This window comes from Pseudarthrobacter sp. TAF60_1 (assembly GCF_052113505.1).
GTDB lineage: Bacteria > Actinomycetota > Actinomycetes > Actinomycetales > Micrococcaceae > Arthrobacter.
Genome location: NZ_JBFRDI010000006.1, coordinates 21100 through 45261, shown reverse-complemented (window position 1 = coordinate 45261; position 24162 = coordinate 21100). Strand labels below are relative to the sequence as shown.

General features: G+C 63.2%; 14 protein-coding genes. 9 read left to right on the top strand and 5 right to left on the bottom strand.

Annotation, left to right across the window (positions count from 1 at the left end):
- The first annotated feature begins 57 nt into the window (after positions 1–57).
- A complete protein-coding gene (locus tag AB4Y73_RS08640) occupies positions 58–1347 on the top strand; it encodes a ParB/RepB/Spo0J family partition protein (RefSeq protein ID WP_441870971.1) in 1290 nt (429 codons plus the stop codon).
- A 5578-nt stretch (positions 1348–6925) separates the two neighbouring features.
- Here AB4Y73_RS08640 and trxA read toward each other — a convergent pair.
- The 5 genes from trxA to AB4Y73_RS08615 all read right to left on the bottom strand — a co-directional run bounded on the left by trxA (position 6926) and on the right by AB4Y73_RS08615 (position 12969).
- Positions 6926–7252, bottom strand: a complete 327-nt coding sequence (gene trxA / locus AB4Y73_RS08635; RefSeq protein WP_441870969.1) for a thioredoxin — start codon at positions 7250–7252, stop codon at positions 6926–6928.
- A gap of 35 nt (positions 7253–7287) precedes the next feature.
- Positions 7288–8244: a thioredoxin-disulfide reductase gene (gene trxB / locus AB4Y73_RS08630; RefSeq protein ID WP_441870966.1), complete on the bottom strand. Its 957-nt coding sequence runs from the start codon at positions 8242–8244 to the stop codon at positions 7288–7290.
- A 152-nt stretch (positions 8245–8396) separates the two neighbouring features.
- Positions 8397–10007, bottom strand: a complete 1611-nt coding sequence (locus AB4Y73_RS08625; protein ID WP_441870963.1) for an ABC transporter substrate-binding protein — start codon at positions 10005–10007, stop codon at positions 8397–8399.
- A 181-nt stretch (positions 10008–10188) separates the two neighbouring features.
- Positions 10189–12378 (bottom strand): murein biosynthesis integral membrane protein MurJ, encoded by a 2190-nt coding sequence (murJ, locus tag AB4Y73_RS08620; RefSeq protein ID WP_441870960.1) that lies wholly within the window; start codon positions 12376–12378, stop codon positions 10189–10191.
- A 90-nt stretch (positions 12379–12468) separates the two neighbouring features.
- Positions 12469–12969 (bottom strand): NUDIX hydrolase, encoded by a 501-nt coding sequence (locus tag AB4Y73_RS08615; protein ID WP_441871186.1) that lies wholly within the window; start codon positions 12967–12969, stop codon positions 12469–12471.
- Positions 12970–13177: 208 nt separating this feature from the next.
- Here AB4Y73_RS08615 and AB4Y73_RS08610 point away from each other — a divergent pair, with 208 nt between their 5' ends.
- From AB4Y73_RS08610 to AB4Y73_RS08575, 8 genes are all read left to right on the top strand, one after another.
- Positions 13178–14686: a CCA tRNA nucleotidyltransferase gene (locus AB4Y73_RS08610; protein WP_441870957.1), complete on the top strand. Its 1509-nt coding sequence runs from the start codon at positions 13178–13180 to the stop codon at positions 14684–14686.
- Positions 14683–15267 carry a histidine phosphatase family protein gene (locus AB4Y73_RS08605; protein WP_441870954.1) on the top strand — a complete coding sequence of 195 codons (585 nt, stop codon included), beginning with the start codon at positions 14683–14685 and terminating at the stop codon, positions 15265–15267. Before AB4Y73_RS08610 ends, AB4Y73_RS08605 begins: the two co-directional genes overlap by 4 nt.
- 554 nt (positions 15268–15821) lie before the next feature.
- Positions 15822–15965 (top strand): hypothetical protein, encoded by a 144-nt coding sequence (locus AB4Y73_RS08600; RefSeq protein ID WP_441870951.1) that lies wholly within the window; start codon positions 15822–15824, stop codon positions 15963–15965.
- Between the two features lie 63 nt (positions 15966–16028).
- The gene (locus tag AB4Y73_RS08595; RefSeq protein ID WP_441870948.1) at positions 16029–17492 is read left to right on the top strand and encodes a glycosyltransferase family 87 protein; all 1464 of its coding nucleotides are present in this window, start codon (positions 16029–16031) and stop codon (positions 17490–17492) included.
- Positions 17485–18924, top strand: a complete 1440-nt coding sequence (locus tag AB4Y73_RS08590; RefSeq protein ID WP_441870945.1) for a phytoene desaturase family protein — start codon at positions 17485–17487, stop codon at positions 18922–18924. Before AB4Y73_RS08595 ends, AB4Y73_RS08590 begins: the two co-directional genes overlap by 8 nt.
- Before the next feature lie 95 nt (positions 18925–19019).
- The gene (locus AB4Y73_RS08585; RefSeq protein WP_441870942.1) at positions 19020–21005 is read left to right on the top strand and encodes a penicillin-binding transpeptidase domain-containing protein; all 1986 of its coding nucleotides are present in this window, start codon (positions 19020–19022) and stop codon (positions 21003–21005) included.
- A gap of 54 nt (positions 21006–21059) precedes the next feature.
- Positions 21060–22742: an ABC-F family ATP-binding cassette domain-containing protein gene (locus tag AB4Y73_RS08580; RefSeq protein WP_441870939.1), complete on the top strand. Its 1683-nt coding sequence runs from the start codon at positions 21060–21062 to the stop codon at positions 22740–22742.
- 200 nt (positions 22743–22942) lie between these two features.
- Positions 22943–24160, top strand: coding sequence for an MFS transporter (locus tag AB4Y73_RS08575; RefSeq protein ID WP_441870936.1), 1218 nt, complete (start codon positions 22943–22945; stop codon positions 24158–24160).
- Positions 24161–24162: the final 2 nt, after the last annotated feature.

The window sequence follows — 24162 nt, the reverse complement described above, 5'->3', positions numbered from 1 at the left end:
AAACTGCAACAACCGGAGTACGGCAGTGCCGAACTCTTCCATCGGAGGGATTTATCCATGAGCGAGAAGCGACGCGGCCTGGGCCGCGGTCTTGGCGCACTCATTCCAAGTTCCGCCGCTGGTAATGGGTCGGGTAACGGGACACCTGCATCACGGCCCGTGGACCTCTTCTTTCCTGAAGGCCGAAAGAAGGTTGACTCCTCCGCGGAGTCCGCCGAAGAGTCGCCCTCTTCGTCAACGCGTTCTCCCGTGGCTTTGGTGAAGCAGCGCTCCGAGGATGTTCAGGTGACGAACGATGAGGCTGTCCCGAAGGGTGCCTCTCCCGCGAAACCGAGCACCAAGGCTGCAGAGCGGACTGCTCCTGCGAAGGCTCCGGCCACGACCTCGGCCAAGACCCGGCCGGCCGCTAAGTCGGAAGAAACCGCACCGGATCCGTCAGAACTGAACGGGGGCACTGGGGAGGGCGCGGCGCTTCCTGCTGCTGAAAAGCAAAGCGAGGTCGAAGACAACGGCGTTGACCTGGTAGAGGTCCCAGGCGTGCGGTTTGCCGAGATTCCGGTCACTGACATCCATCCGAACCGCAAACAGCCCCGCTCGGTCTTCGATGAAGATGACATGGCGGAGCTGATCCACTCTGTGCGGGAAATCGGCGTCCTCCAGCCAATTGTTGTGCGGACTTCAACCGAAAAAGGTGGTGAACCCTATGAGTTGGTCATGGGTGAGCGCCGCTGGCGGGCGGTGCAGGCCGCAGGCTTGGAAACCATTCCTGCCATTGTGCGGGACACCACTGATGATGACCTTCTCAGGGATGCCCTCCTGGAGAACCTGCACCGCAGCCAGCTAAACCCCCTGGAAGAAGCGGCCGCGTATCAGCAACTCCTCGAAGATTTTGGAACTACGCACGAACAGCTCGCTGATCGTATTGGTCGATCGCGCCCGCAGGTTTCCAACACTCTGCGCCTGCTGAAGCTTCCGCCCTTGGTTCAGCGCCGAGTCGCGGCAAGCGTTCTTTCCGCGGGCCACGCCCGTGCACTGCTCGCCCTGCCGGACGCTGCCGCAATGGAACGGCTCGCTCAGAAAATTGTGGCCGAGGGTATGTCCGTTCGGGCAACCGAAGAGGCCGTGACGCTTTACCAGGATCCGGCCAAGCCGGCCAAGAACAACATCCCCCGTCCCGGTGCCAGGCATGAACGGCTAGACTACTTGGCATCTTCCCTGTCCGACCGGTTGGATACCAATGTGAAGATTTCCCTTGGCGTCCGAAAAGGCCGGGTCAGCATCGAATTCGCAAGTGTTGAGGACCTGAACCGGATCATGGACGTTCTTGCTCCGGGGTCGGAAAACTAGGACCACCCGTTACGGAATCTAATTGAGGGCCTGTTTCACGTGAAACAGGCCCTCTTTCTTGTCCCAATATCATTGAGGCCGGTCGTAAAAACCTCCGGCACCTTGGATATCGTGGCGTCAACAGCGCGGTGGGGGCCAGGCGTCGGGAATTGGGTCGCCTAGGGAGTTCAAAGGACCCTTCTGAGGTGAAATCTTGCCTGGCGGGCTCTCGGTTCGTGTGTGATGTCGATCGGGCGTAACTCGGGCTGGAGGGGCGGATATGGGGGTCACTTTACGGTTCGCGTAGGCCGCGGAATGCTTCAAGGTGTGTTAGGGACTTCATGATTGGCAAGCCGGTGGGCTCGCCACCGGAATCCGAGCTGTCCGTTGTCGCGACTCGTCCACTAACAGCATGTCGGGCGTCTCCATTTCTGGGCGGAGTTAGGGGTAGCAGCTGCGGTCATCCCAGAGGGTAGTAAATCAGCCTGTCTACGATGGCAGACTAGGCTAAGCGCCCATGCCTTTTTGCCGTCGCGGGCTGACTGGACTGCTCAAAGTGGCCCAGTTCTATGGCCGGGTACGAATGCGACGGTGTGGTTTACGAACGGGCGTCCGTGCGACACGTCGTCTTTGTATATCGAGTTGGGTTTCTTCCCTCGGCTAGAGGGTCCTCGGATGGTGCGGTGTTGACATGTCTGGTTTCACGTGAGACAAAGGCGACTACACCCTTCCCCTTTCCGTGGGTACCCGCTGCGGTCCGGTCCGCCGCAGATATGGCGTCAAACGTTTTGCGCGCCGGCCTAGCAGAATCGGCCAGTCGCGCGTCTGGGGTCGCACCGTCCCCGAGTACATACGGTGGTCCTTGGACCCTAAGTCTGTGGTGTCACTGCTGGGGTGGAATTGCGGGGTGTTTAGACCCGACGGAGGAAGTGAGAATGCACCAGAGCGACCAGGGTTGGTCGGAACGAAATCTGGACGGCTGATCGGATTATTGAGGGCCGACATTTCGCCGGTGAACTAGGCGGTTCCAACACAGGACTTTCGGGATGTTTCACGTGAAACAGGAGCATAAGACGCGGCACTGACGCCGGGCGACCCGGGTCCGAGGCCAAGCGACGCGCAGATTCGGTTGATATTACAGTCCGAGCCTCCAACTTGAGCCAGTTGCGGCCGGGCCTGCCAAAACGCGGCGGGTCCTCCGTTGGAATAGGGAGGACTCCCCCGGTTAGGGTCGGCGCCCCAAGCCTCGGCCCTGTCCGCGCATGCGAATGAAGTGGTCAGCGCCGGCGGTAGGCATTGAGCTGTCTCTGTCTGTTCCCGCTTCCATATTCGTGTTCACGAGTTTCCTCGATGTTCGTGTTCGCGAACTTCCAGGGCCCTCTATAGGTGCGCCGGCCCCTTAGTTGTGGAGGAGTTCTATTCCGCCGTTTAAAACAGAGGAGTACATGTGGCAAAGCTAGACTCGCCCTAGATGGGGTGGCAGATGGTGTCCTGGGTGCGGCCGCTGCGAATGATGGCTGCGCAGAGATCCGCTGTGAGTTAGTGGGCCGCTGGACCCCATATTCGAGGGAAGCTAGGCCTTTGTGGCTTCGAATGTCTCATAGCTGACTATTGAGGTTCTCGGCCATGGGTACTTGCCCACCCACTAGTAGCAGCTACGCATCCATGAGGCTGATGGCAGATCGTGGATGACTGGCTGCCAAAGGCCTCTGATTGGAAGTATCGTTCTGCCACTGTGCATGAACATCCATAAATATAGGAGGGGTACAGAACCACGCACTGTTGTTCTGACGTTCAAGCGTGGACGCGAATGCGTCGTGGCAATGGTGGAAGAGTCCGGGAGTCGAGCCCGGCCCGCGCTCCGGCGGAGGTTCCGATTCTGCCAGAGTTCGGCCAGCTGTCGTATATGAGCGTGCGCCAGTGCGTCCCGTTCGTATGCATCGCAGTCACGACTCCGCAGGTAATGTACGGGGATCAGTGTGATCACCTGCTGGTCTGTGTTGATGTGCTTGATCGCGCGAAGTCGGTCAAGCTCGCAGGGTCTCTCCGCTGCATTTGTGTGTGACGCCCTGACGGGGCGCTTCCATTTCTCTGGCGCGATAATCACAACATCCACCCAGCTTGGCGTCGACTTTTCAGTGCAAGAATGCGGGTAGGGTCTGGGTTGTTACGAACCCTTCTGGGTGGGGCGGCGACTTGCTGACGCTGTTCCAATGGGGCGCTGCGGCGGTTCGTGGTCATGATGACCACCATTGCTGTTGGTCGGTACTGCGTTTTGTGCGGTGGATAGTGCTGTGGATAACTCTGTGGAAAGAAGCGACGATAGACGTGGATAACCTGTGAGTTTGATCGCCTTCAGCAAATGCTGATCTTCGGTCAGTGTCAGAGACAAATGTTGATCAGGTGACGGTTTCACGTGAAACAGTACCGATGCTCACTCTCACTGTGCTGGTTGCGACGAATCGCTAGAAATTGGCTGATTTTCAGTTGATTCAATAGCAACAGCAAGCGTTGTACACCGCGGGCGCCATCATCATTGGGCTGGGCTGCGATCGTCGACCGTTCTGATGAACCCTGCGAACTCACGGCGAACGTTTTTGTTCTGCCTTCCGGGTTTGGTATCGGTGGATAACTCTGTGGAAACGCCTGTGGATAGGACTGTGGATAACTTCTGGGGATAAGGCTAAGTGGTTGGGACGTCTGGCTGCTCGGTCCGCGCATAAGTGTCGTCCGACCAGCTGCGGACGCTCTCATCCTTGCAGCTTACGATAGTCAAACGAGGGTCCGTGGTGTCCTTGTTCTGGGCGGTTGGTAGGAGCCAGAGGGGGCGTTAGCGGCGAGTCCCCAGCCAGGCGCACGCGCACATTTCGCAGGCATGCCATGTTGTGGGCTGGTGACAATCCGCTGGGGTGTTGACCCACCCGCTCGCGGCGTCCAGTTCGCGACACTCGGCAACCCACCCGCCTCAGGGGTAAAAGGCCGTGTGTACAGGTCATGCCCTAAGAGAGATGGTCGACTAGGACTCCTCGCCCCGCGGCGCCGTTGTTCTCCAGAGCGAGGCCAGCCGCGGCCACTAAGACACGGAACGTAGTGCCCTTCATTGACTCTGTTGGTCATGATGGACACGCTGTCCCAGGCTGCTTCTTCGAGCATGGAAATTGGTCTCTGCACCACTCGGGTCAAGCTGACAAGCTCAGCTCTCAGCCGTGGTTCGCCGAACGGTGCGAGCCGGCTGGTAGCACACGTCAATGCATCCTTCAGCCGCCATCGGGTTGCCGATGTTTCACGTGAAACGCCGGAGTGGTGGGACTTCGGATCAGGGGTCGCTGCTCGAGTCAGGGCCTGCGCCTGTGGATCGTCGTGGTCACTGGCGCCCAGGCAGCCACTCAGGACGTTTCACGTGAAACATCGAGCCATGATGCTCTGGCGTGCGGTGGGCGTTGATAGTGCAACTTGGCGTGGAACGCGGACGTCGCGTCTACGCCCTGTTAATTCTGCAGCACGGAAGTGTCTCCATCGCATCGCGGATGGAGCGACATCGAGCAGGATAGAACTCAGAATCCTGCCAGCGGCATAGGGTTGGAACGCCGCCGCCGGTTGTGCCTAGTGAAATGAATCGTGTTGTCGTGTGGCGCTCGTCCCCCAATTTCAGCAGCCGAAGATGGTGCAGTGTGCAGCACATCAGATCCAGGGGTCGTGGCTTTCCAGGATGGCAATATTATGTTGCCCCGTCCGGCGGAACTATAGACAGTGTTTGGCCTATCAGTGCCTGTGTTACACATCCGGAGCGCGCTTGGAGGCGTCTAGTTGTTGTCGGGCTGCCGCGCGGGCTCCCCCCGAAGGCCGTGGCCCTGGGGCAAGAGGCGTTGTTGAAACATGGTGTGCGTCGGTGAGAATCCGAAGGTGCGAACAGATCTGCGCATGGGCTACGCCTTGGTTCAAGCGGACTATCCTGCAGCTCGGCGCGTCCGCCCTTTCATGCCTCGACGTGGGTGTCCTCCACTCGCGTGCGGTCCGGTCCTGAGCACTGGCACTTCGGTAATTTGGCTTGTAGAAGGGGTCTCTCTTGCGCACTTGGCGAAGGTCGTGGCGAGTCTCCCACTCAATCTCGGCATGGCTGCACTGGTCAATAATCGGGCTCACTGTTTTGCATCCCGCTTGGTGGGGCACCCTGAGGCGGTTCCGACGGTGCGTGCCGCTGTTTGGTCGAGTACGTATATGCAAATCTACGATTACTGCAGCAGAATCGACGGTCCGCCGGCACGTGCGGTCTGCGTCGTTGGCCGTAAGGATGAGCAGTATGGGTTGTCACGTCCGCCAGTTTTGTGACGGCACGGCAACATCCCACTCATGGGGTTGCATAGATACGTCAACTGCTCCGTTTCCCGAACCGCCTGGCTGGGCGCACGATTGACGCATGAAGTAGTTCTTACTGGTAATTCCGATCCGGCCCGCCCGAAGGGAGTGTGGAAGGCCGTTCAGGGATCACCGACCACCTCCGGCGGTGCAGTCGATGAGCTCGCGGATGTTTCACGTGAAACGTCCGTTCGAACTGCGACGTTTCACGTGAAACATTGCAGCGGTGTCGGTGCAGTGCTCTGGGAACAAAGTACGAGCGGACCGCACTCGGATGAGACGCTCCCAGACATCGGAGGCGGTCGAGTACTCAGTGTCCTCTTTTTGAGGTAACGGTTAGTGCGAAATCGGCGTGGCACGGAGACAAGGGGCCGTGTGTTGCAACCTACCTGCCAAGGTCATCAACGGAGTGGGTATCGCCCATTGCGGCGTTCGGTTATTTCTGTCCACGAGGAAGACTTTCGAGGAGAACGACCGCCGAATGCTGCCCTGGCGGGTTCCGATGCCGCCGTTAGGGCAAATGAGTGAGATTTATGAGTCCGTCTGCTGTCGGTCGTTTAGACGGAGACCCCACATGTCATCCTCCGGTTTTCACGATGGAGGCTCACAGGAGCCAAGCAAGTGGGCGCAGCATTGCCGGGCTGTCATGGCTGGCTGTTGGCTGGTAAGCCACAGCCGCCCTGTGTCCGGGCAACGCATCGCGCAATCGGTAGAAGACGCGGACGGACTGTACGTATCATCTGCTATCGGCTGTGATCACAGGCCTCTAAGTGCCCTAGTACGGATTGCGCTGATCCGGGCGGAAGGTCTGCTGCGCGTTTCAGCAATCGTGGATCTAAGGAAGGCTCCTCCTCCCCCGGAGTAGCGGCCGCGGCAGGGGCCCGCTGCCCGTCAGTGCCGGCAACGTGAGTTGAGGCAGTGCGTCCCTGGTGTCTCGTCCCAGAGAGTCCAATGACTTTGATGTTTCACGTGAAACACGCCGCGCGCTCGCGCCCCTGATCTTTATCCTCGCTCCAGCGGCTTTTGAAATGCTCAGCATTCCAAAGCAGCGAACGAACACGGGTGACCCTATGTCGCGGCTCACTGAACTGTCCATGGTCCCTGCGGTGCCGACCTGGCCAAGTCGCCAAAACAATCCAACCGATTACGCTTGAACAAGCCGATATTGGCAATTGCCATTAAATAACTGTGGCCACTGCCTCAGGGGAAGCAGCGGCCACAGGTGCCATAACGGCTATTTCACTTAGGAAAGAACGTCAGCAAATTCTTTTTCGAAGTACTGCTTGGGCCGGGCTCCGATGACAGTGCTCTTAACCTCGCCACCCTGGAAGAGGTACACCGCGGGAATGGATGTGATGCCGTACTCGGCAGCGATGCCCGGGTTGTCGTCGACGTTGACCTTTACCACGTCGACCTTCTCGCTGTACTCAACGGAGATCTCATCGAGGATGGGTCCGAGCTTACGGCAGGGGCCACACCATTCGGCCCAGAAGTCCACGATTACGGGCTTGTCAGCTGACAGGACGTCTGTGCCGAAGCTTGCGTCTGTTACGTCTTTAGCGTTGCTCATAGCGTTGTCTTTCTCTTCGTATGCGGTGCGGCTGATTAAGCGTGCAGGTCTGCGAGGTAATGCTCTACGTCGATGGCTGCGACACAGCCGGATCCCGACGCGGTGATGGCCTGGCGGTAGGTGGGGTCCACAACGTCGCCAGCGGCGAAGACGCCCGGGACGCTCGTCCGGGAACTCCGGCCGTCAACGGCGATGGTGCCCTCAGCCGTGAGCTTAAGCGTGTCCTTGACGAGGTCGGTACGGGGATCGTTCCCGATGGCTACGAACACGCCGGTAACAGCGAGGTCTGAAACGGTGCCGTCCTGGAGGTTCTTGATCTTGAGGCCGGTGACCTTGTCCTGGCCGATGACGTCGTCCACGGTGCTGTTCCAGATGAACGAAATCTTGTCATGGGCCAAAGCTCGGTCGGCCATGATTTTGGAGGCCTTGAGCGAGTCACGGCGGTGCACCACGGTGACGGACTTAGCAAACTTCGTCAGGAACAGCGCTTCCTCCATGGCAGAGTCTCCCCCACCGATGACTGCGATGTCCTGGCCCTTGAAAAAGAAACCGTCGCAGGTTGCACACCAGCTGACACCGTGACCGGAAAGGCGCTTTTCGTTGGGCAGGCCCAGCTCCCGGTAAGCGGATCCGGTGGACAGGATGATGGCCCGCGCCTGGAAGGTTTCGCCCGTACCTATGGTGACGGTCTTGATGTCTCCTTCGAGGTCCAGCGCTGTGACGTCCTCAAACTGGATCTCCGTCCCGAACCGTGCCGCCTGCTTTTCGAAGTTCTCCATGAGGTCAGGCCCCATGATCCCATCCGGGAAACCTGGGTAGTTCTCGACGTCGGTAGTGTTCATCAGTTCGCCGCCGGCGGTGACTGAACCCGCCAACAGAAGGGGCTTCAGGTTGGCCCGGGCCGTATAGACCGCGGCCGTGTATCCAGCCGGACCCGAGCCGACGATGATGACATCACGTACTTCGGACGCGGTGTTTTCTGCGTTGCTCACTGAACGGTGAACCTCTTCCTTAGTCGATGCGCCGGGTATCTCGACCGGCCACATGGCACAACTGAATCTTGGTGGTGAATATTCCGGAGACCGCATTGCGGCGGCACTGAAGCTACTGGATGCAACAGATCAGGCCGAGAAGCGGGCTCCAGCTACTGGACTTTGACTTCCGCCAGCCGGATCCCGTAGCCGTAGCGCGTCTTCGGGGCGGCCAGCTTTGGCAGTGCCTTGATGGACACAATCACGTACTGGGCCTTTACCGGTTCTGCCAAGGGCATGGTGAGGTCGGTTGACGTGAAGCTGTTGGTTCCCACCAGCTTGGCACCGTCCAATGACGGACGATCATTGGTGTAGACACTGATGTTGCCGCCCGAGGCTCCCAGCTGGGTCAGGGTGATGGAAGAAACCGTGGCGGGGCTCTTCAGCTTCACGAACAGTGGCACACCGTCAGGGGCAAGTCCGCCCCAGGCTTCGGTAGCGAACTCCATGTCAGACCAGTAGCTGGCAGCGTTGCCGTCAAATGCCTTCACAAGGTCCACGTCGTAGGTGGCTGCGAAATCAAAATTGCCCTGACGGGTGATGTTTTCGATGGCGGGCGGTACCGCCGGAGGCGCTGCCGAACTCGCGTTCGGCGTGGGGGTTCCCGTGGCAGGACCCGGGGTACCGGTCGCGGCGGTGGTCGGGTTGGCCTGGGGACCTCCATTGAAAAGGCTGCCCAGGTTGGTGAGGGCGAATACCAGTCCGGCGATCAGAACCACGGCCAGCAGGCCACCCACGAGCCATCGCATGGACCGGGGCTCGCGCTCCGGCTCATCCTCGTAGTAGTCGCTGGAATCGCCAGCCGGCGGTGCGGCCGCTGCGGAAGGAGACGTTTTCCGTGCAAGCGAAGGGAAGGCCGCCGCCGAACGGTTGGATTGCTTCACCGGTTGGGATTCCGCGGCTTCGCTACGATTGGCGTTGTGACCGTTAGAGGAGTAGTCGTCCTCGGACCACAGGGACACCTTTGGTGTATCCGCGCCCGGACGGTGATCCGGCTGGTTGCCACCAGCACCAGCACCAGCACCGGCGCCAGCTCCACGTACCGGTCCGGAAACAGGCTGGCGGTCGGTCGGTTGCACCTGCTGGGGGGCGGTTGCCTGCTGGCGCGCAGCGGCCGCGCCGCTGACCATTCCGGCAGCAGCGCCGGCACCCGCCGCCGCACCAACACCGGCACCGCGAGCTGCGCCCGCGGCAGGACGTGTGGCCGGCCGGACCGGAGGCCGGGGCGGAACTACGGGCGGAACGGTGGGTGCCGCACGGCGAGGGTCAACCTGACCGGGGTGGGTGTCCGCGTAATTGATGTAGCCGGCGTCGACATTTTCTTCGTCGTCGTACGGTTCCGGCTCGTGCGAACGTGCCTGCCCGAAAATCTCACTGCCCAGGGTGTCCGTGAAGAAAGGTTCAACATAGGGGGCGTCAGAGGCCACGACCAGGTCGAGCAGATCCGCCGCAGAGGTGTGGTTGGTAATGAGGTATGTGGCGGCTTCGGTGACTCCGAGGTCAAGGACCTGCACGCTGCCGGGACGCTCGCCCGTGGCCACCTCGCGGGCGCTCTGGGCAACCTGCTCGGTGTTGTGCGGGCCTGCGACCAGAATGCTGACCGGACGGTTGAGCACCTGGTCCACCCCGTCCAGCACCAGATCCTGGTCGTGTGAGGTCAGTACCGTGGCTGTGACCTTGTAGCGGCCGCCGAGTACTGATCCAACGTCGATCGGGTGGGACACGTGTTCCTCCTAGACTGTCCGGGCGTTGTCGGCGTCGACGAGTCCATTGCCGGCCGGAACCGGACAAAAGCCGGCCGGCTAGCCGGTTTGCGCCTGGCTGCAACTACCCCTGTTCAGGTTCGATCCTAGCCGATTGGCCATGTCCGCCGTGGGCGACAGGCAGCCTGTGACTCCGTAGAGGTTACTTTTTACGGGGCCGTCGGGGCCTGAAATGCGGGTTCCTTCCGGGCTGCCCCTGGAACGTGCGCCGGCCGGGAAGCGGAATCTCTTCGCGCAGCAGCCCTCCGCGCGCGGTGGCGGGAACATCTTCAGCTGCCAGATATTCACCAGCGGGTTGAGCGCCGTCCTCCGATGGGGCCGCCGCGGGCGCCGCGGGAGCATGGCGTTCGGGCGCAGGTCCCGCGCGGAAGGATGTTGCGTCGAACTCGCCCGAGATGCGCGGAATGAGACCGGTGTCCACCGAGACCGTGGCGCGTTCCGGCGTCGGACGTTCCGCTCCGGAACGGGAACCAGAGGCCGAAGCCGACGACGGCGTTCCCCCCGTCGCGTCCGACGGTCCGGCGCCGCCGCGCCCCAGCCGCCCGAGGAGGGGGCGCAGCAGGTCGCGGAGTTCCGTGACGTGGAAAATCTTGAGCAGGAAGACGTAGACCACCAGCATGATGGGTCCGACGACGATCAGGGTCACCAGGGCGGCAATCCGGTCGCTCCAGGCGAAGCCGTTGGGGCTGTAGCTGCCCATCAGCCATAGGGCGCCGGCACCGGCTACAGCGGAGCCGAGCGCCGCGTAGCCCATCCGGATGTAGGAGTTGGCGATCCGTGGACCGTCGAGGTGGCCGAGCAGCCGGCGCAGGAAGAAGGCGCTGATGACTACCGAGAGGATGTTCCCCACCATGTACAGGATGGCGATCGCGTAGATGATCTGGCCCACGGGCATGAACTGGATGGTAAAGGCGCCGGCCACGTAGACGACGGCCAGCAGGAGTTGGACGTAGAACGGGGTGCGGGCGTCCTCGTTGGCATAAAAAACGCGCGACATCATGAAGTTTGCGCTCATGAACGGCGTGCTGAGCGCCAGGATGGTGAGCGTCTGGGCGAGCATCACGCCGTCCTGCCGAAGGCCGCCCGAGAAGAACATTCCCAGCGGTCCGGCCAGGGCAAAAAGGGCCAGTGCACCAAAGACGGTTGCCACGGCCATGGTGCGGAGCCCGTGCGAGAGCGCGTCCCGCAGTTCGTTTCGGTTGCCGTCCTGGGAGGCACGGGTCATCCGGTTAAAGAGGACAGTGGCGAGTGAAAGCGCAATGATCGAGTGCGGCAGCAGGTACAGCTGGCTGGCCACCTCGAGGACGGCGTTGCCGGGCAGTATTTCGGCCGCCGGGTCGCCGGCCTCCTTCAGCCGCAGGCGCTCGGCACCGGGAATGGTGGCAATGCGCATGACGTACAGGAAGGCCAACTGCCCGACGGCGGCAGTCAGGAGCGTCCACACACTCAGCTTTGCTGCCTGGCCAAGTCCCACTCCGCGCCACCCGAACCTGGGTCGAAGGCCAAGTTTCAGGCGGAACACGGGGATCAGCAGGATGGCAGTCTGGGCCACCACGCCGATGGTGGAGAACCCGGCCACGAGCAGGGTCTGGGTGGAACCCCAGTTGTCCAGGGTGTGCGGGTTGACGGCGTTCTGGCCGAAAATCCAGATGAACATGCCCAGGCCGGCGATGGCCACCACGTTGTTCATGATGGGCGCCCACATGGCCGGTCCAAACGCGCCGTTGGCGTTCAGGACCTGCGTGAGCAGGGCGTACAGGCCGTAGAAGAAGATCTGTGGCAGGCACCAGAAGGCAAAGGACACGGCGAGGGCCTGCTGCTGGGGTGAGTAGCCCTGGGTGGTCAGTTCAATGACCGAGGGCGCGGCAAGCGTGACCAATGCCGTGAGGCCCAGCAGCAGCAGGACAGCCAGCGTCAGGAGCCGGCTGATGTAGTCCGCTCCCCTGTCCGGGGCCTTGCTGGCCTTGATGATCTGCGGCACCAGCACGGCGTTGAACACGCCGCCGGCCACCAGCAGGAAGATCAGGTTGGGCAGGTTGTTGGCGTTGATAAACGTGTCGTTGACCGTGGAGCCAAGGCCGAGGGCGGCACCCAGCATCCAGGTCTTGCCGAAGCCGAGGAAGCGCGAGACCAGCGTGCCGGCGGCCATGATGGCGCTGGAGCGCGTTTCGCTCGCGCCGGTGGGGGCGCCCGGTTCGGTGGGGACGCTTGGTTCGGCAGGAGCGCCCGGTTCGGTGGGGGCGCTTGGTTCGGAAGGAGCGCCCGGTTCGGCGGCAGGCACGTTTGGACCGGCGCGGCCCGCGCTATTGGAGGGAGGATTGGAAGCTGACATCGAGTTCATCGTCTCACCCGGACACTGTTTGTTCGGCACTGGACCGTTGCGCTCCAAGGCATTGCCCGGCCCTGGCCTGCGTCAACAGGCTCAGAGGTGTTCGGGCAGGACGTCCCGGGCAAGGTCCGCGATGCGGCGCTCGTTGGGAAAGGAAAGTTTCCGGGCGAGCTCCCGGAGGGGCACCCATGCCACATCCACGGCTTCATGGTCGGGATCGTTTTCAATGGTGAGCTCCCCGCCTGTGGCACGCAGCAGGTAATGGTGGACTGTCTTGTGCACTCGGTGCCCGCTGACGGTGAACCAGTAGTCAATGCTGCCCAGCGGGGCAAGGATGTCGCCCTCGATGCCGGTTTCCTCGGCAATTTCGCGGACTGCAGCCTGCTCGTTGTTTTCTTCGCCCTCCGGATGGCCCTTCGGCAGGCACCACTCCAACCGTCCGCCCCTGTTAAGGCGCGCGATGATCGCAACCCTGAGTTCGGCGTCGGACGTGTCCACCACCACGCCACCGGCCGAGATTTCCTCCACAGTGGGAAGCGAGGCCGGTGCCGAGTGCAGGGCAGGCGCGACGTGGGCACCGATTGCCGACGGCAACGGTGCGTTTGTCCTCCTGCCGGGAGCGCTCGGTACGGGATGGGCCATGCAGTCCACTCTAACGACTCTTGCCCGTTCTTGATGACTGGAACATGACATCAAGATGGACTGCACATGACTCACTTTGTGGGCTCACCGGGGGAATAGGCGTGATCTTGAGCAGATTTTGGCCTGCCAAGCCGCTGGTTTCTGACAAGCTTAAGTAACTATGGCGCATGCACATCACAAGACTGATTCCCACACCGTCGATTTCCAGGTGGACCCGGTGGTCCTGGAGCTCGGCCAGCGCTTTGTCGATGCCGGCCACGAACTGTCCCTTGTGGGCGGTCCGGTGCGGGACCTGTTCCTGGGGCGCGCCTCACTGGACCTGGACTTCACCACAGACGCCACGCCGGACCAGACAGTTGCCCTGATCAAAAAGTGGGCCGACAACTTTTGGGAAATTGGCCGCGCCTTCGGGACCATCGGCATGCGCAAAGCGGGCTTTCAGATTGAGATCACCACGTACCGGGCCGAGGCCTACGATCCCGAGTCACGCAAACCCGTAGTGGCTTTCGGCACCTCGCTCACGGACGACCTGCTGCGCCGCGATTTCACCATCAACGCGATGGCCCTGCGCCTACCGTCCCTTGAACTCGTTGACCCGTTCGGCGGCGTCCGGGACCTCCACGCCTCGGTGCTGGCCACACCGGGTTCCCCTGAGGACTCCTTCTCCGACGATCCCCTCCGCATGATGCGCGCCGCCCGGTTCGCCTCCCAGCTGGGCATCTCGGTGCACCCCGACGTCCGCCAGGCCATGAGCGGGATGGCGGAACGCATCACCATCATCTCCGCCGAACGCATCCGGGACGAGCTGGTCAAACTCATTTGCGGTGCGCGACCGCGGACGGGCGTGGACCTGCTGGTGGAAACCGGGTTGGCCGAGTTCGTGCTGCCGGAGGTGTCCGCCCTGCGCCTCGAATCCGACGAGCACCACCGCCACAAGGACGTCTACCAACATTCCCTGCAGGTGCTGGAGCAGGCGGCCGCCCTGGAAACAGAACCCGACGGCGCGGTGCCGGGTCCCGACTTCGTGCTGCGGTTCGCAGCGTTAATGCACGACGTCGGCAAGCCGGCCACGCGCCGCTTCGAACCGGGCGGCGCGGTCAGCTTCCGCCACCACGACATGGTGGGATCCAAACTCACCGCAAAGAGGATGAAGACGCTGCGCTTCGACAACGAGACCATCAAGGCCGTGGCCCGGCTGGTGGAACTGCACATGCGCTTCTACGGTTACGGCGATGCCGGCTGGAGTGACTCTGCTGTCCGGCGCTACGTCACGGACGCCGGCCCCCTGCTGGAACGGCTGCACCGGCTGACGCGATCGGACGTCACCACCCGCAACCAGCGAAAGGCCGAACGGCTCGCCTTCGCCTACGACGACCTGGAAGACCGGATCGCCGCCCTGCGTGAACAGGAATCCCTTGACGCGGTCCGCCCTGACCTGGATGGTGCCCAGATCATGGCCCTCCTTGAGCTCAAACCCGGTCCCGTGGTGGGCCGTGCCTATAAGTTCCTGCTGGAGGAACGGATGGAGCATGGCCCGCTGCAGCCGGACGACGCCGAAGCCAGGCTGCTCGCCTGGTGGGCACAGCAGCCCGAGGCGGCACCCCCGGCACCGGAAACACCGGAGCCAGCCGCCGTCGTCGAACTTTCCACGAATGAGGAGTCCAAATGACAGTCTCGAGCACTGCGCCCCGCCCCCAGCTCTGGATCCTGCGCCACGGCGAGACCGAATGGTCCAAGAGCGGGCAATACACCGGCCTTACTGACCTGCCCCTGACCGTCGAAGGCGAGCAGCAGGCCGTGGAAGCCCGGAAGATCCTGGACCAGGTTGACTTTGACCTCGTCCTGACCTCACCCCTGCGCCGGGCCCGGCGGACGGCGGAACTGGCTGGCTTTCCCGATGCGCAGCACGAACCCCTGGCCGTGGAATGGAACTACGGCGACTACGAGGGCATCAGCTCGGACCTGATCCGTAAGGACAACCCCGACTACCTGATCTGGACCCACGGCGTGCCCAACGGCGAATCCCTCGACGAGGTGGCGGCCCGCGCGGACAAGATCGTGGCCCGCGTGCTGGAATCCGGGCTGGACAACGTGCTGATCGTGGCCCACGGACACTTCTCCCGGATCCTCACGGCACGCTGGCTTGACTTGGCCCCCACGGAAGGACGCCACTTTATTCTGGGCACGGCAAAAGTCTGCACCCTTGGATGGGACAAAAAGACGCCAGCCATTGTGCGCTGGGGACTGTAAAGAGGTTTTATATAATTTCTTTAGAATCTTCTTAATTTTAACTAGCGGACCGCTGCATTTGTAAGGTACTTTTATTCCTAACCCCAGAGCGTCTCTGCCGGGGTCACGGCGCCCGTTGCCAGCCAGTCTGCTGGTGCAATGGCTGACAGAAAAGGAGGTTGGGAGAAATGAATACTTTGACTAGCGGATGGAAGATGACCATCACCGCCAACCCGGCCTTCGCTGCTTCTGCGCGCCATTTTCGTGGAGTGTCCGCCTCCTAGCCCCGCCTGATCCCGCCCCAGGGCGGCATTCCGGGAGCAGGGCACATGCCTACCCTCTTGGCTCGCACTGGCGAAGCCCTACCGTCGGGCCACGCTGTGACAACAAGACACCCCGACGCGGAACCTGTTCCCGCCTAGGTGTGTTCCACGGCAATTTTGGGCCCCGTGTTCGCATTTGCGAAGCCACACATAAACTCCGCCCATTTCTATGCCTAATTTCGGCCATTATTGTTCCGACATTAATTGGCCCTATTTGCTATGCCCAATTCATTTAGAAAGGAGGTGACTACCTTGATAAAAAAGATCAAGAAGGCGCTGTTCCTGATACGCTTCCCTGCCCGCGCCGGGCGACGCGAATTCAACGTTGAACTGTTGGACCAACACCGGGAAGATGCCTATGCACTAATGCATCAGCAGATGACCGGACTGCGCTGAAGCCGGGGTGGCCGGACCAAAATAGTGCGGCCCGGCCGGGGCCGTCCCGGTAAGCTCAGGGACATGCAGGAGACGAAGCCGCCGGTGCGCCCACAGCGTGCCCGCCTGGTTGTTCCCAGCCGCAGTGACCTGCTACTGAAGAACTTCACGGAACTGATTGGCGGGCCGATGGGTGCCCGGTCGGCGCCTGGCATTGTCTCCCCCGGTGTGTTTACCGTGGAACGGGTCCTGATCATCCTGACGGTCCTGGCTGCGCTCGGCGCCCTCGCGGTCAAGAATTATTGCCGTGCCAACGGCTGGCAGACCCCGGGACAGTTCTATTCCACCTGCTACTCAGATTTCCCCGACTTCTTCCGGAACCGGAGCCTGGGAGAGGACCCATTCGCGTTCCTCAACCAAGGCAATATGTTCGAGTACCCGGTCCTGACGGGATTCCTTGCCGGGGTCACTGCCTGGCTCACCCCCGGTGACGGCCTCTCAGGTGGACGCATCCTGGGCTATTTCGACATCAACGCCACCTTGATAGCCGCCGTCTGGATTGTCACCGTCCTTGCCACGGCCCGGATGTCACAACGGCGCCCCTGGGACGCGGCCATGGTTGCACTCGCACCCGGCATCGTCCTGGCCGGCACCATTAACTGGGACCTTTGGGCGGTGGGACTGCTGGCCCTGGGAATGCTGTGTTTCGCGCGTGAGCGGCTGGCGCTGGCCGGCGTTCTGATCGGTCTCGCCGCAGCGACCAAACCCTATGCAGCCCTTTTCCTTGCCGCCGTTTTTCTGCTCTCACTCCGCACTGGGCAGCTCCGGGTGTTCCTCCTAACCGCCGGAGCGGCCGCGGCAGCCTGGGTAACCGTCAACGCTCCCGTGGCGGTTGCCAATCCGGCTGGCTGGGCACATTCCCTGGGATTCACCGAGTCCCGGGAAGCAGGCTACGGTTCGGCGTGGTTTGCCTACAACCTGGTGGCCCGGCGCCTGCGTTGGCAGGTTCTTGATCCGGGGGTCATCAACGTGCTGGCCCTGGCCTTCTTCCTGCTGGCGTGCGCGGCAGTCGCCTACATTGCCCTGACGGCCACCAGGCGGCCGCGGCTGGCCCAGCTCATGTTCCTGCTGGTCGCCGCCCTCATCCTGACGAACAAGGTCTACTCCCCGCAGTATGTGCTCTGGCTCATTCCGCTGGTGGCGCTGGCCAGGCCACGGTGGCGCGACTTCCTCGTGTGGCAAGGAGTCGAGGGTCTCTACTGGGCTGCCGTCTGGATGTACCTGGCCCAAGTGTCAAGTCAGGGCCCGACGCAGCACAATATTGATATGCCCTACTACGTTCTGGCGGTGACAGCCCATATGCTCGTAACGGCATATTTGATGGTGCGGGTGGTTTGGGACATTTATGATCCGAACTACGATCCCGTGCGCAGGCACCATCTCGATGACCCGCAGGGAGGGTCTTTCAACGGTTTGCCCGATTGGCTGCGCCTCAGTCAGGATCGATCACAGGCAGTCCTCCCTTGGCGGGCGAAGCACCATGCCTGATGTCGCTGTCGTAGGCTCCGGGCCCAACGGGCTGGCCGCAGCTGCAGTGATGGCCCGCGCCGGGTTGTCCGTGGAAGTCCATGAAGCGGCGGGGACCATCGGCGGAGGGACGCGCACAGCTGAACTGATGCAGCCTGGGCATCTCCATGACATCTGCTCGGCCGTGCATCCCATGGCCCTGGCATCGCCCTTCTTCCGCGCCTTCGAACTGGAGCGCAGGATCGACCTGGTGGTTCCGGAGCTTGGGTTTGCTTCGCCGCTCGACGGCGGGCGGGCTGCACTCGGCTATCACTCGCTTGAGCGGACCGTCGAGGCACTCGGCCGGGACGGCGCGGCGTACCGAAAGCTCCTGGGTCCCCTGGTAAGCCGCATCGACGGCGTCATGGACCTCACCCAGCACCAGTTGCTGAGGATCCCCCGGTCGCCTGTGGCGGCTGCTCTTTTTGGGTTGCGCACGTTCGAACAAGGCACTCCGCTGTGGAACGCACGGTTCCAGGAGGACCTCGCGCCGGCCCTGCTGAGTGGCGTGGCAGCGCACGCCGTTTCGCACTTGCCCTCGCTGGCGGCAGCGGGGGCCGGCCTGATGCTGACCGCCCTGGCCCACGCACAAGGATGGCCCATCCCCCAAGGTGGGTCGGTGGCCATCGCCGAGGCCCTGGCGGCCGACATTCGTGCCCACGGTGGCGTTGTCCGTACCGGCGAGCCGATCGACAACCTCCGGCAACTCGGCAATGCGCGTGCAATGCTGCTGGACGTCGCGCCCCGGGGTCTACTGGATATCGCCGGTGACAACATGCCCGCCAAATACCGTCGCTCCCTCGAGACATACCGCTACGGGAATGGTTCCTGCAAGGTGGATTACATCCTCTCCGGGCCGGTTCCGTGGGCAGCCTCCGAGCTCGCGAACGCCGGGACGGTGCACGTGGGCGGCACACGGAAGGAAATGGCACGGGTCGAGAACGAGGTCTCCGCCGGCAAGCATCCTGAACGCCCCTACGTCCTGGTGGCGCAGCCCTCGCGGTTTGACCGTGGCCGGGCCCCGGCCGGGCGCCACATCCTGTGGGCTTATTGCCATGTCCCCGCCGGATCGACGCAGGACATGGGCGAGGCCGTGACCGCGCAGCTCGAACGTTTCGCACCCGGGTTCCGGGACGTTGTGGTGCAGACCCACGTGACCACCGCAGCGGAACTGGCCAGCTACAACCGTAACTACATCGGCGGCGACTTCAGCGCGGGCATCATGGACGTTCGCGGGCTGGTGCAGCGGCCCGTCGTGTCCCCCATTCCGTGGCGGACGCCCGTTCGTGGGGTTTACCTGTGCTCGTCCTCCACGCCGCCGGGCCCCGGAGTGACAGGCATGCCCGGATTCTTCGCCGCCAAGCATGCTTTGAAGGACATGTTCGGCCTCGACGTTCCGGCGCTCGGCCTCTAGCCCGGCCGGGCTCCAGCCCAGCGGGGACTTAGCCCAGCCCGGACTCGAGCCAGTGGCTCGCCACTAGCTAATGCAAAACGGGGCATAATAACGCCGTGGGGAACTCAAAGAAACTTTCACTTGCCATAGCTGGTCTCATACTCGGCGCCTCCTTGGTGGCCTGCGACGACGGCAGAGGGGGAGCCGAGAGCGCCGCCAAACAGTTCGCCGCCGCGGTGTCCGCCCTCGACGTCGGCACTGTTGCCTTTGACGGCAAGGACTCTGCCGTGGCCAAACAGCAGGTCCAGGACGTGTTCAAGGCCCTCGACCCGGACAAGCCCGCGGTGGAAAGCGGTGAACTGTCGCTGAAGGGCCAAACTGCCACCGTTCCCCTCAACTACACCTGGAAAATCGGCTCGGGTGAGTGGAAATACACCACCTACGCCGAGTTCACGAAGTCCGGGGACAAGTGGCTGACCGTCTGGAACCCTGCCTCCCTGGTTCCCGAACTCGCAGAAAACGAAATCCTCACCAAGGGCACCCAATCTCCCCCGCGCGCCGACATCCTCGGTGCCGGCGACGCGAAGCTGGTCACCTACCGCCCCGTGGTGAAAGTGGGCATCGACAAACCACTGCTCGGCTCAGCTGACCCGGCCGCATCCGCCACCAAGCTGGCTGAACTGGTGGGCGTGGATGGCGCGGCCTACGTGCAGCAGGTTTCGGCGTCGGGCGCGCAGGCTTTTGTCGCTGCCATCACCCTCCGTGAAGAAGGCCGCACCATTACCGACGAGCAAATCTCGGCCATCCCCGGCGGCCGCGCCATCAAGGAAAGCCAGCCCTTGGCTCCCAGCCGCACCTTCGCCCGGGCAGTCCTCGGTTCCGTCGGCGAAGCCAGTGCCGAACAGATCGAAGCCTCGGCGGGGGCGCTGAGCGCCGGCGATGTGACGGGCGTCGGCGGGCTCCAGCAGCAGTATGACGCCCAGCTCCGCGGCACCGACGCAGTGGTGATCCGTGCGCACCGGGCAGACCTCACCCGCGAACAGATCAACGCCGCCGGGACTGATCCGCGCCGTGTGGTCTTCGAAACCGCACCCAAGCCCGGCACTCCGCTGAAAACCACCCTCGACCCGAACCTCCAATCCCTGGCAGAGAGCACTTTGGCCGGCGTGGGGCCTGCCTCGGCCATCGTGGCGATCCGGCCCTCCACGGGCGCGGTGCTCGCAGCTGCTTCGGGGCCGGGAAGCAACGGCTACAACACCGCCATGCTGGGCCAGTACGCACCGGGATCCATCTTCAAGATGATCGACTCGCTGGCGATGTTCCGCAACGGGCTGACCCCCGATTCGAAGGTGGAATGCACCCCCACCCTCGAGGTGGACGGCCGGACCTTCAAGAACTCGGAAGGCTACCCGGAAAGTTCCCTCGGATCGGTAACTCTCCGGGATGCGTTCGCCCACTCCTGCAACACGGCGTTCATCGCCGCCAGGGACAAAGTCACCCAGGCCCAGCTTGAGGCCGCCGCGGGGGCCATGGGCGTTGCCGTCGAAGCCCCGTCACTGGGTGCCGCAGCCTTCCTCGGTTCTGTCCCCGGCGAGGCCGCCGGCACCGAACACGCGGCGTCCATGATCGGCCAGGGCAAGGTGCTGATGTCCCCGCTGGCTGCGGCCATGATGGCAGGTTCCGTTGCCAAGGGCTCCCCCGTCTCACCGCAGCTGGTCCTGAACCCCGACGCCGGCGCCCAGGGAGGCACCCCCGGCAAGCCGACGGCGGAGGCTGCCTCGCCGTCGTCGACCGTTACGCCCGAAGCACCCGCCCAGGCGTCCGGCCAGCCGATCACGGCAGCGGAAGCCGCGGCCCTGTCCGACATGATGCGTGCGGTGGTTACATCCGGGCATGCTGGTTTCCTGGCCAGCGTGCCGGGGTCACCGGTGGGCGCCAAGACCGGAACGGCCGAGTACGGCAAGGAAACGCCGCCCAAAACGCACGCATGGATTGTGGCAGTCCATGGTGACCTGGCCGTGGCCGTGTTCGTCGAGGACGGCGGACTCGGTGCCACAACCTCGGGTCCGCTGCTCAAACAGTTCCTGACCGCCGCCGGCTGACCGCTTGCGAGGCCCGCCCCGGGCCGCCCGGGCAGGCATGGGAAGATTGATGGCGTGGCTCATATTGACGTTTCCGGCATCGACTACTTCCTTTCCGACGGCACCCAGCTCCTGAACGGCGTGACCTTCAAGGTCCCGGACGGCACCAAAACCGCCCTGATCGGACCTAACGGCACGGGCAAGACCACGCTGTTCCGCATCATCTCCGGCGACCTTGTTCCGGACGAAGGGGTCATTGGACGCTCCGGAAACATGGGCATCATGCGCCAGTTCGTCGGCCAGGTCCGGGACGATTCCACGGTCCGGGACCTGCTGGTCTCCGCCGCGCCGCCTGCCCTGGCCGCCGCCGCCCGCGAGGTGGACGAGGCCGAACTCGCCATGCTGGAGCACGACGACGAGCCCTCCCAGATGCGTTACGCCCAGGCCATCGTGGATTGGGGAGATGCCGGCGGCTACGACGTGGAGACCGTCTGGGACGAGGTCTGCATGGCCGCGCTGGGACTGCCCTTTGACCGCGCACAGCATCGCCCGGCGTCGAGCCTTTCCGGCGGTGAGCAGAAACGCCTGGTCCTCGAGGCACTGTTCGCCGGCCCCGACGAACTCCTGCTCCTGGACGAACCGGACAACTACCTCGACGTGCCCGGCAAGCGCTGGCTTGAGGACAAGCTGAACGAGTCCAAGAAGACAGTCTTCTTCATCAGCCACGACCGCGAACTCCTCAACAACGCCGCCGGACGCATCGTGACCCTCGAACCGGGCATCAACGGTGCCGGTGCGTGGGTGCACGGCGGCGGCTTCGGCTCCTACGTGGACGCCCGCGCCGACCGGAACGCGCGCTTCGAGGAGCTGCGCAAACGCTGGGACGAGGAGCACGTGAAGCTCAAGGAACTCGTCAATATGTACAAAAACAAGGCTGCCTTCCGCTCCGACATGGCCAACCGGTACCACGCAGCGCAGACCCGGCTCGCCAAATTCCTGGAGGTGGGTCCGCCCGAGGCTCTGCCCATCGAACAGAACGTGCAGATGCGGCTCAAGGGCGGGCGGACCGCCAAACGGGCCATCGTGGCGGAACAGCTTGAACTCACCGGACTGATGAAGCCGTTCTCCACCGAGGTCTGGTTCGGCGACCGCGTTGGCGTGCTGGGCTCAAACGGGTCCGGCAAGAGCCACTTCCTGCGGCTGCTCGCCACCGGCGGGACCGACCCTGAGCGGGAGCACCTGCCGGTGTCCGACGTCGACATCGCCGAAGTCCCGCACGAGGGCACCGTAAAACTTGGCGCCCGCATCCGGCCCGGGTTCTTCGCCCAGACCCACGTCAGGCCCGACCTGCTCGGCAAGACCCTGCTGGAAATCCTGCACCGCGGCGACGAACACCGCTCCGGGCTGGGCCGCGAGGCGGCCGCCGGGGCGTTGGACGGTTACGGCCTGGCCGGGCAGTCAGAGCAGAAGTACGAGTCGCTGTCCGGTGGGCAGCAGGCGCGGTTCCAGATCCTGCTCCTCCAGCTCTCCGGTGCCACGCTCCTGCTGCTGGACGAACCCACGGACAACCTGGACCTGCACTCGGCCGAGGCACTGGAGAAGGCGATCGACCACTTCGAGGGGACCGTCCTTGCCGTGACCCACGACCGCTGGTTCGCCCGCACCTTCGACCGCTTCCTGGTGTTCGGCTCCGACGGCAAGGTCTACGAATCCGCCGAACCCGTCTGGGACGAAAAGCGCGTCGAGCGCGCCCGCTAACCCCGGACCCTCTGACCCTTTGACCCCGGACGCTCTCTCACTTAATGTGGGGTTCTTCCGGATGCTGCTCTCTCACTTTCCTAAAGAAAGTGAGAGAGCATCGGTCGTTTAAGCCCATTAAGTGAGAGAGCGTCCGGCCAAGGGCGCGCTTGGCATTGGCCCGCGCACGGAGAAGCGGCTGCGGTTGCTAGTCTTCCAGCATGAAGACCGACATCTCCCGTACCTCGGCCGGCCCCTCCCTCAAGGCAGCGGCGGCCGCTACTTTTGTGGTCTTCGGCGTCAACGGCTTTGTTTTTGCCAGCTGGGCGGCACGGATTCCCGCGGTCACCGAGACGCTGCACCTCACGTCCGGGCAGATGGGCACCCTGCTGCTGTGCACGGCCGTCGGTTCGCTGCTGGCGCTCCCGACGGCGGGGCTGGTGGTTGGGAGGATCGGCACGGCCAACACCGTGCGCTCCGCCGGGGTCCTGGCAGCACTGGCTGGTGTCGGGATTGCACTCTCCCTGTCGGCCGAATCGGTGGCGGGTACTGCCGTTTCCCTGTTCTTCTTCGGTATCGGCATCGGGCTGTGGGACGTATCCCAGAACATCGAGGGGGCGGACGTTGAGCACAAACTGCGGCGGACCATCATGCCCCAGTTCCACGCCGCCTTCAGCGGTGGAGCGTTTCTTGGCGCCCTGATCGGTGCAGGGTTGTCGACCCTCGGCATCGGTCTGCCCGAACACCTGCTGGTCATCGCAACGGTTGTGGTGGTGGTGGCACTGGTCACCCCCCGCTATTTCCTCCCCCACGAAGCCCATGCGGCTCCCCTCGATGGTGAACCGCAGGCCGTGAAGGGCCCGTCCCCCTGGCGCGACAGCCGAACCCTGCTGATCGGCGTGGTGGTCCTCGGGGCCACCCTCACCGAGGGTGCCGGAAACGACTGGATCGCCAAGGCCACGGTGGACGGTCTGGGCACGTCAGAATCAACCGGTGCGCTGATGTTTGCCTTGTTTGTCCTGGCGATGACAGCCATGCGTTTCTTCGGCGGCCGCGTGATTGACGCTTACGGCCGCGTCGCCGTGCTCCGTGCCAGCATGGGCGCCGCAGCTGCAGGACTTGGCTTGTTTGTGCTCGCCGGGAACGTGTGGCTGGCCGGCTTTGGTGCCGCCCTCTGGGGCGTCGGTGCGGCCCTGGCCTTCCCGATGGGAATGTCCGCCGCCGCTGACGATCCAAAGCACGCCGCCGCGAGGGTGTCAGTCGTATCCACGGTGGGCTATGTTGCATTCCTGGCCGGCCCACCCCTGCTGGGGTACCTGGGTGACCTCACCGGAATCCACCTTGCCCTGCTTGCCATCCTCGTGCCCATCATGGTGGCCCTGGTCCTCGCCGGAGCCGCAAAGCCCTTGGTCCCCGAGCTCAGTCCGGCCCGGGATTAGGG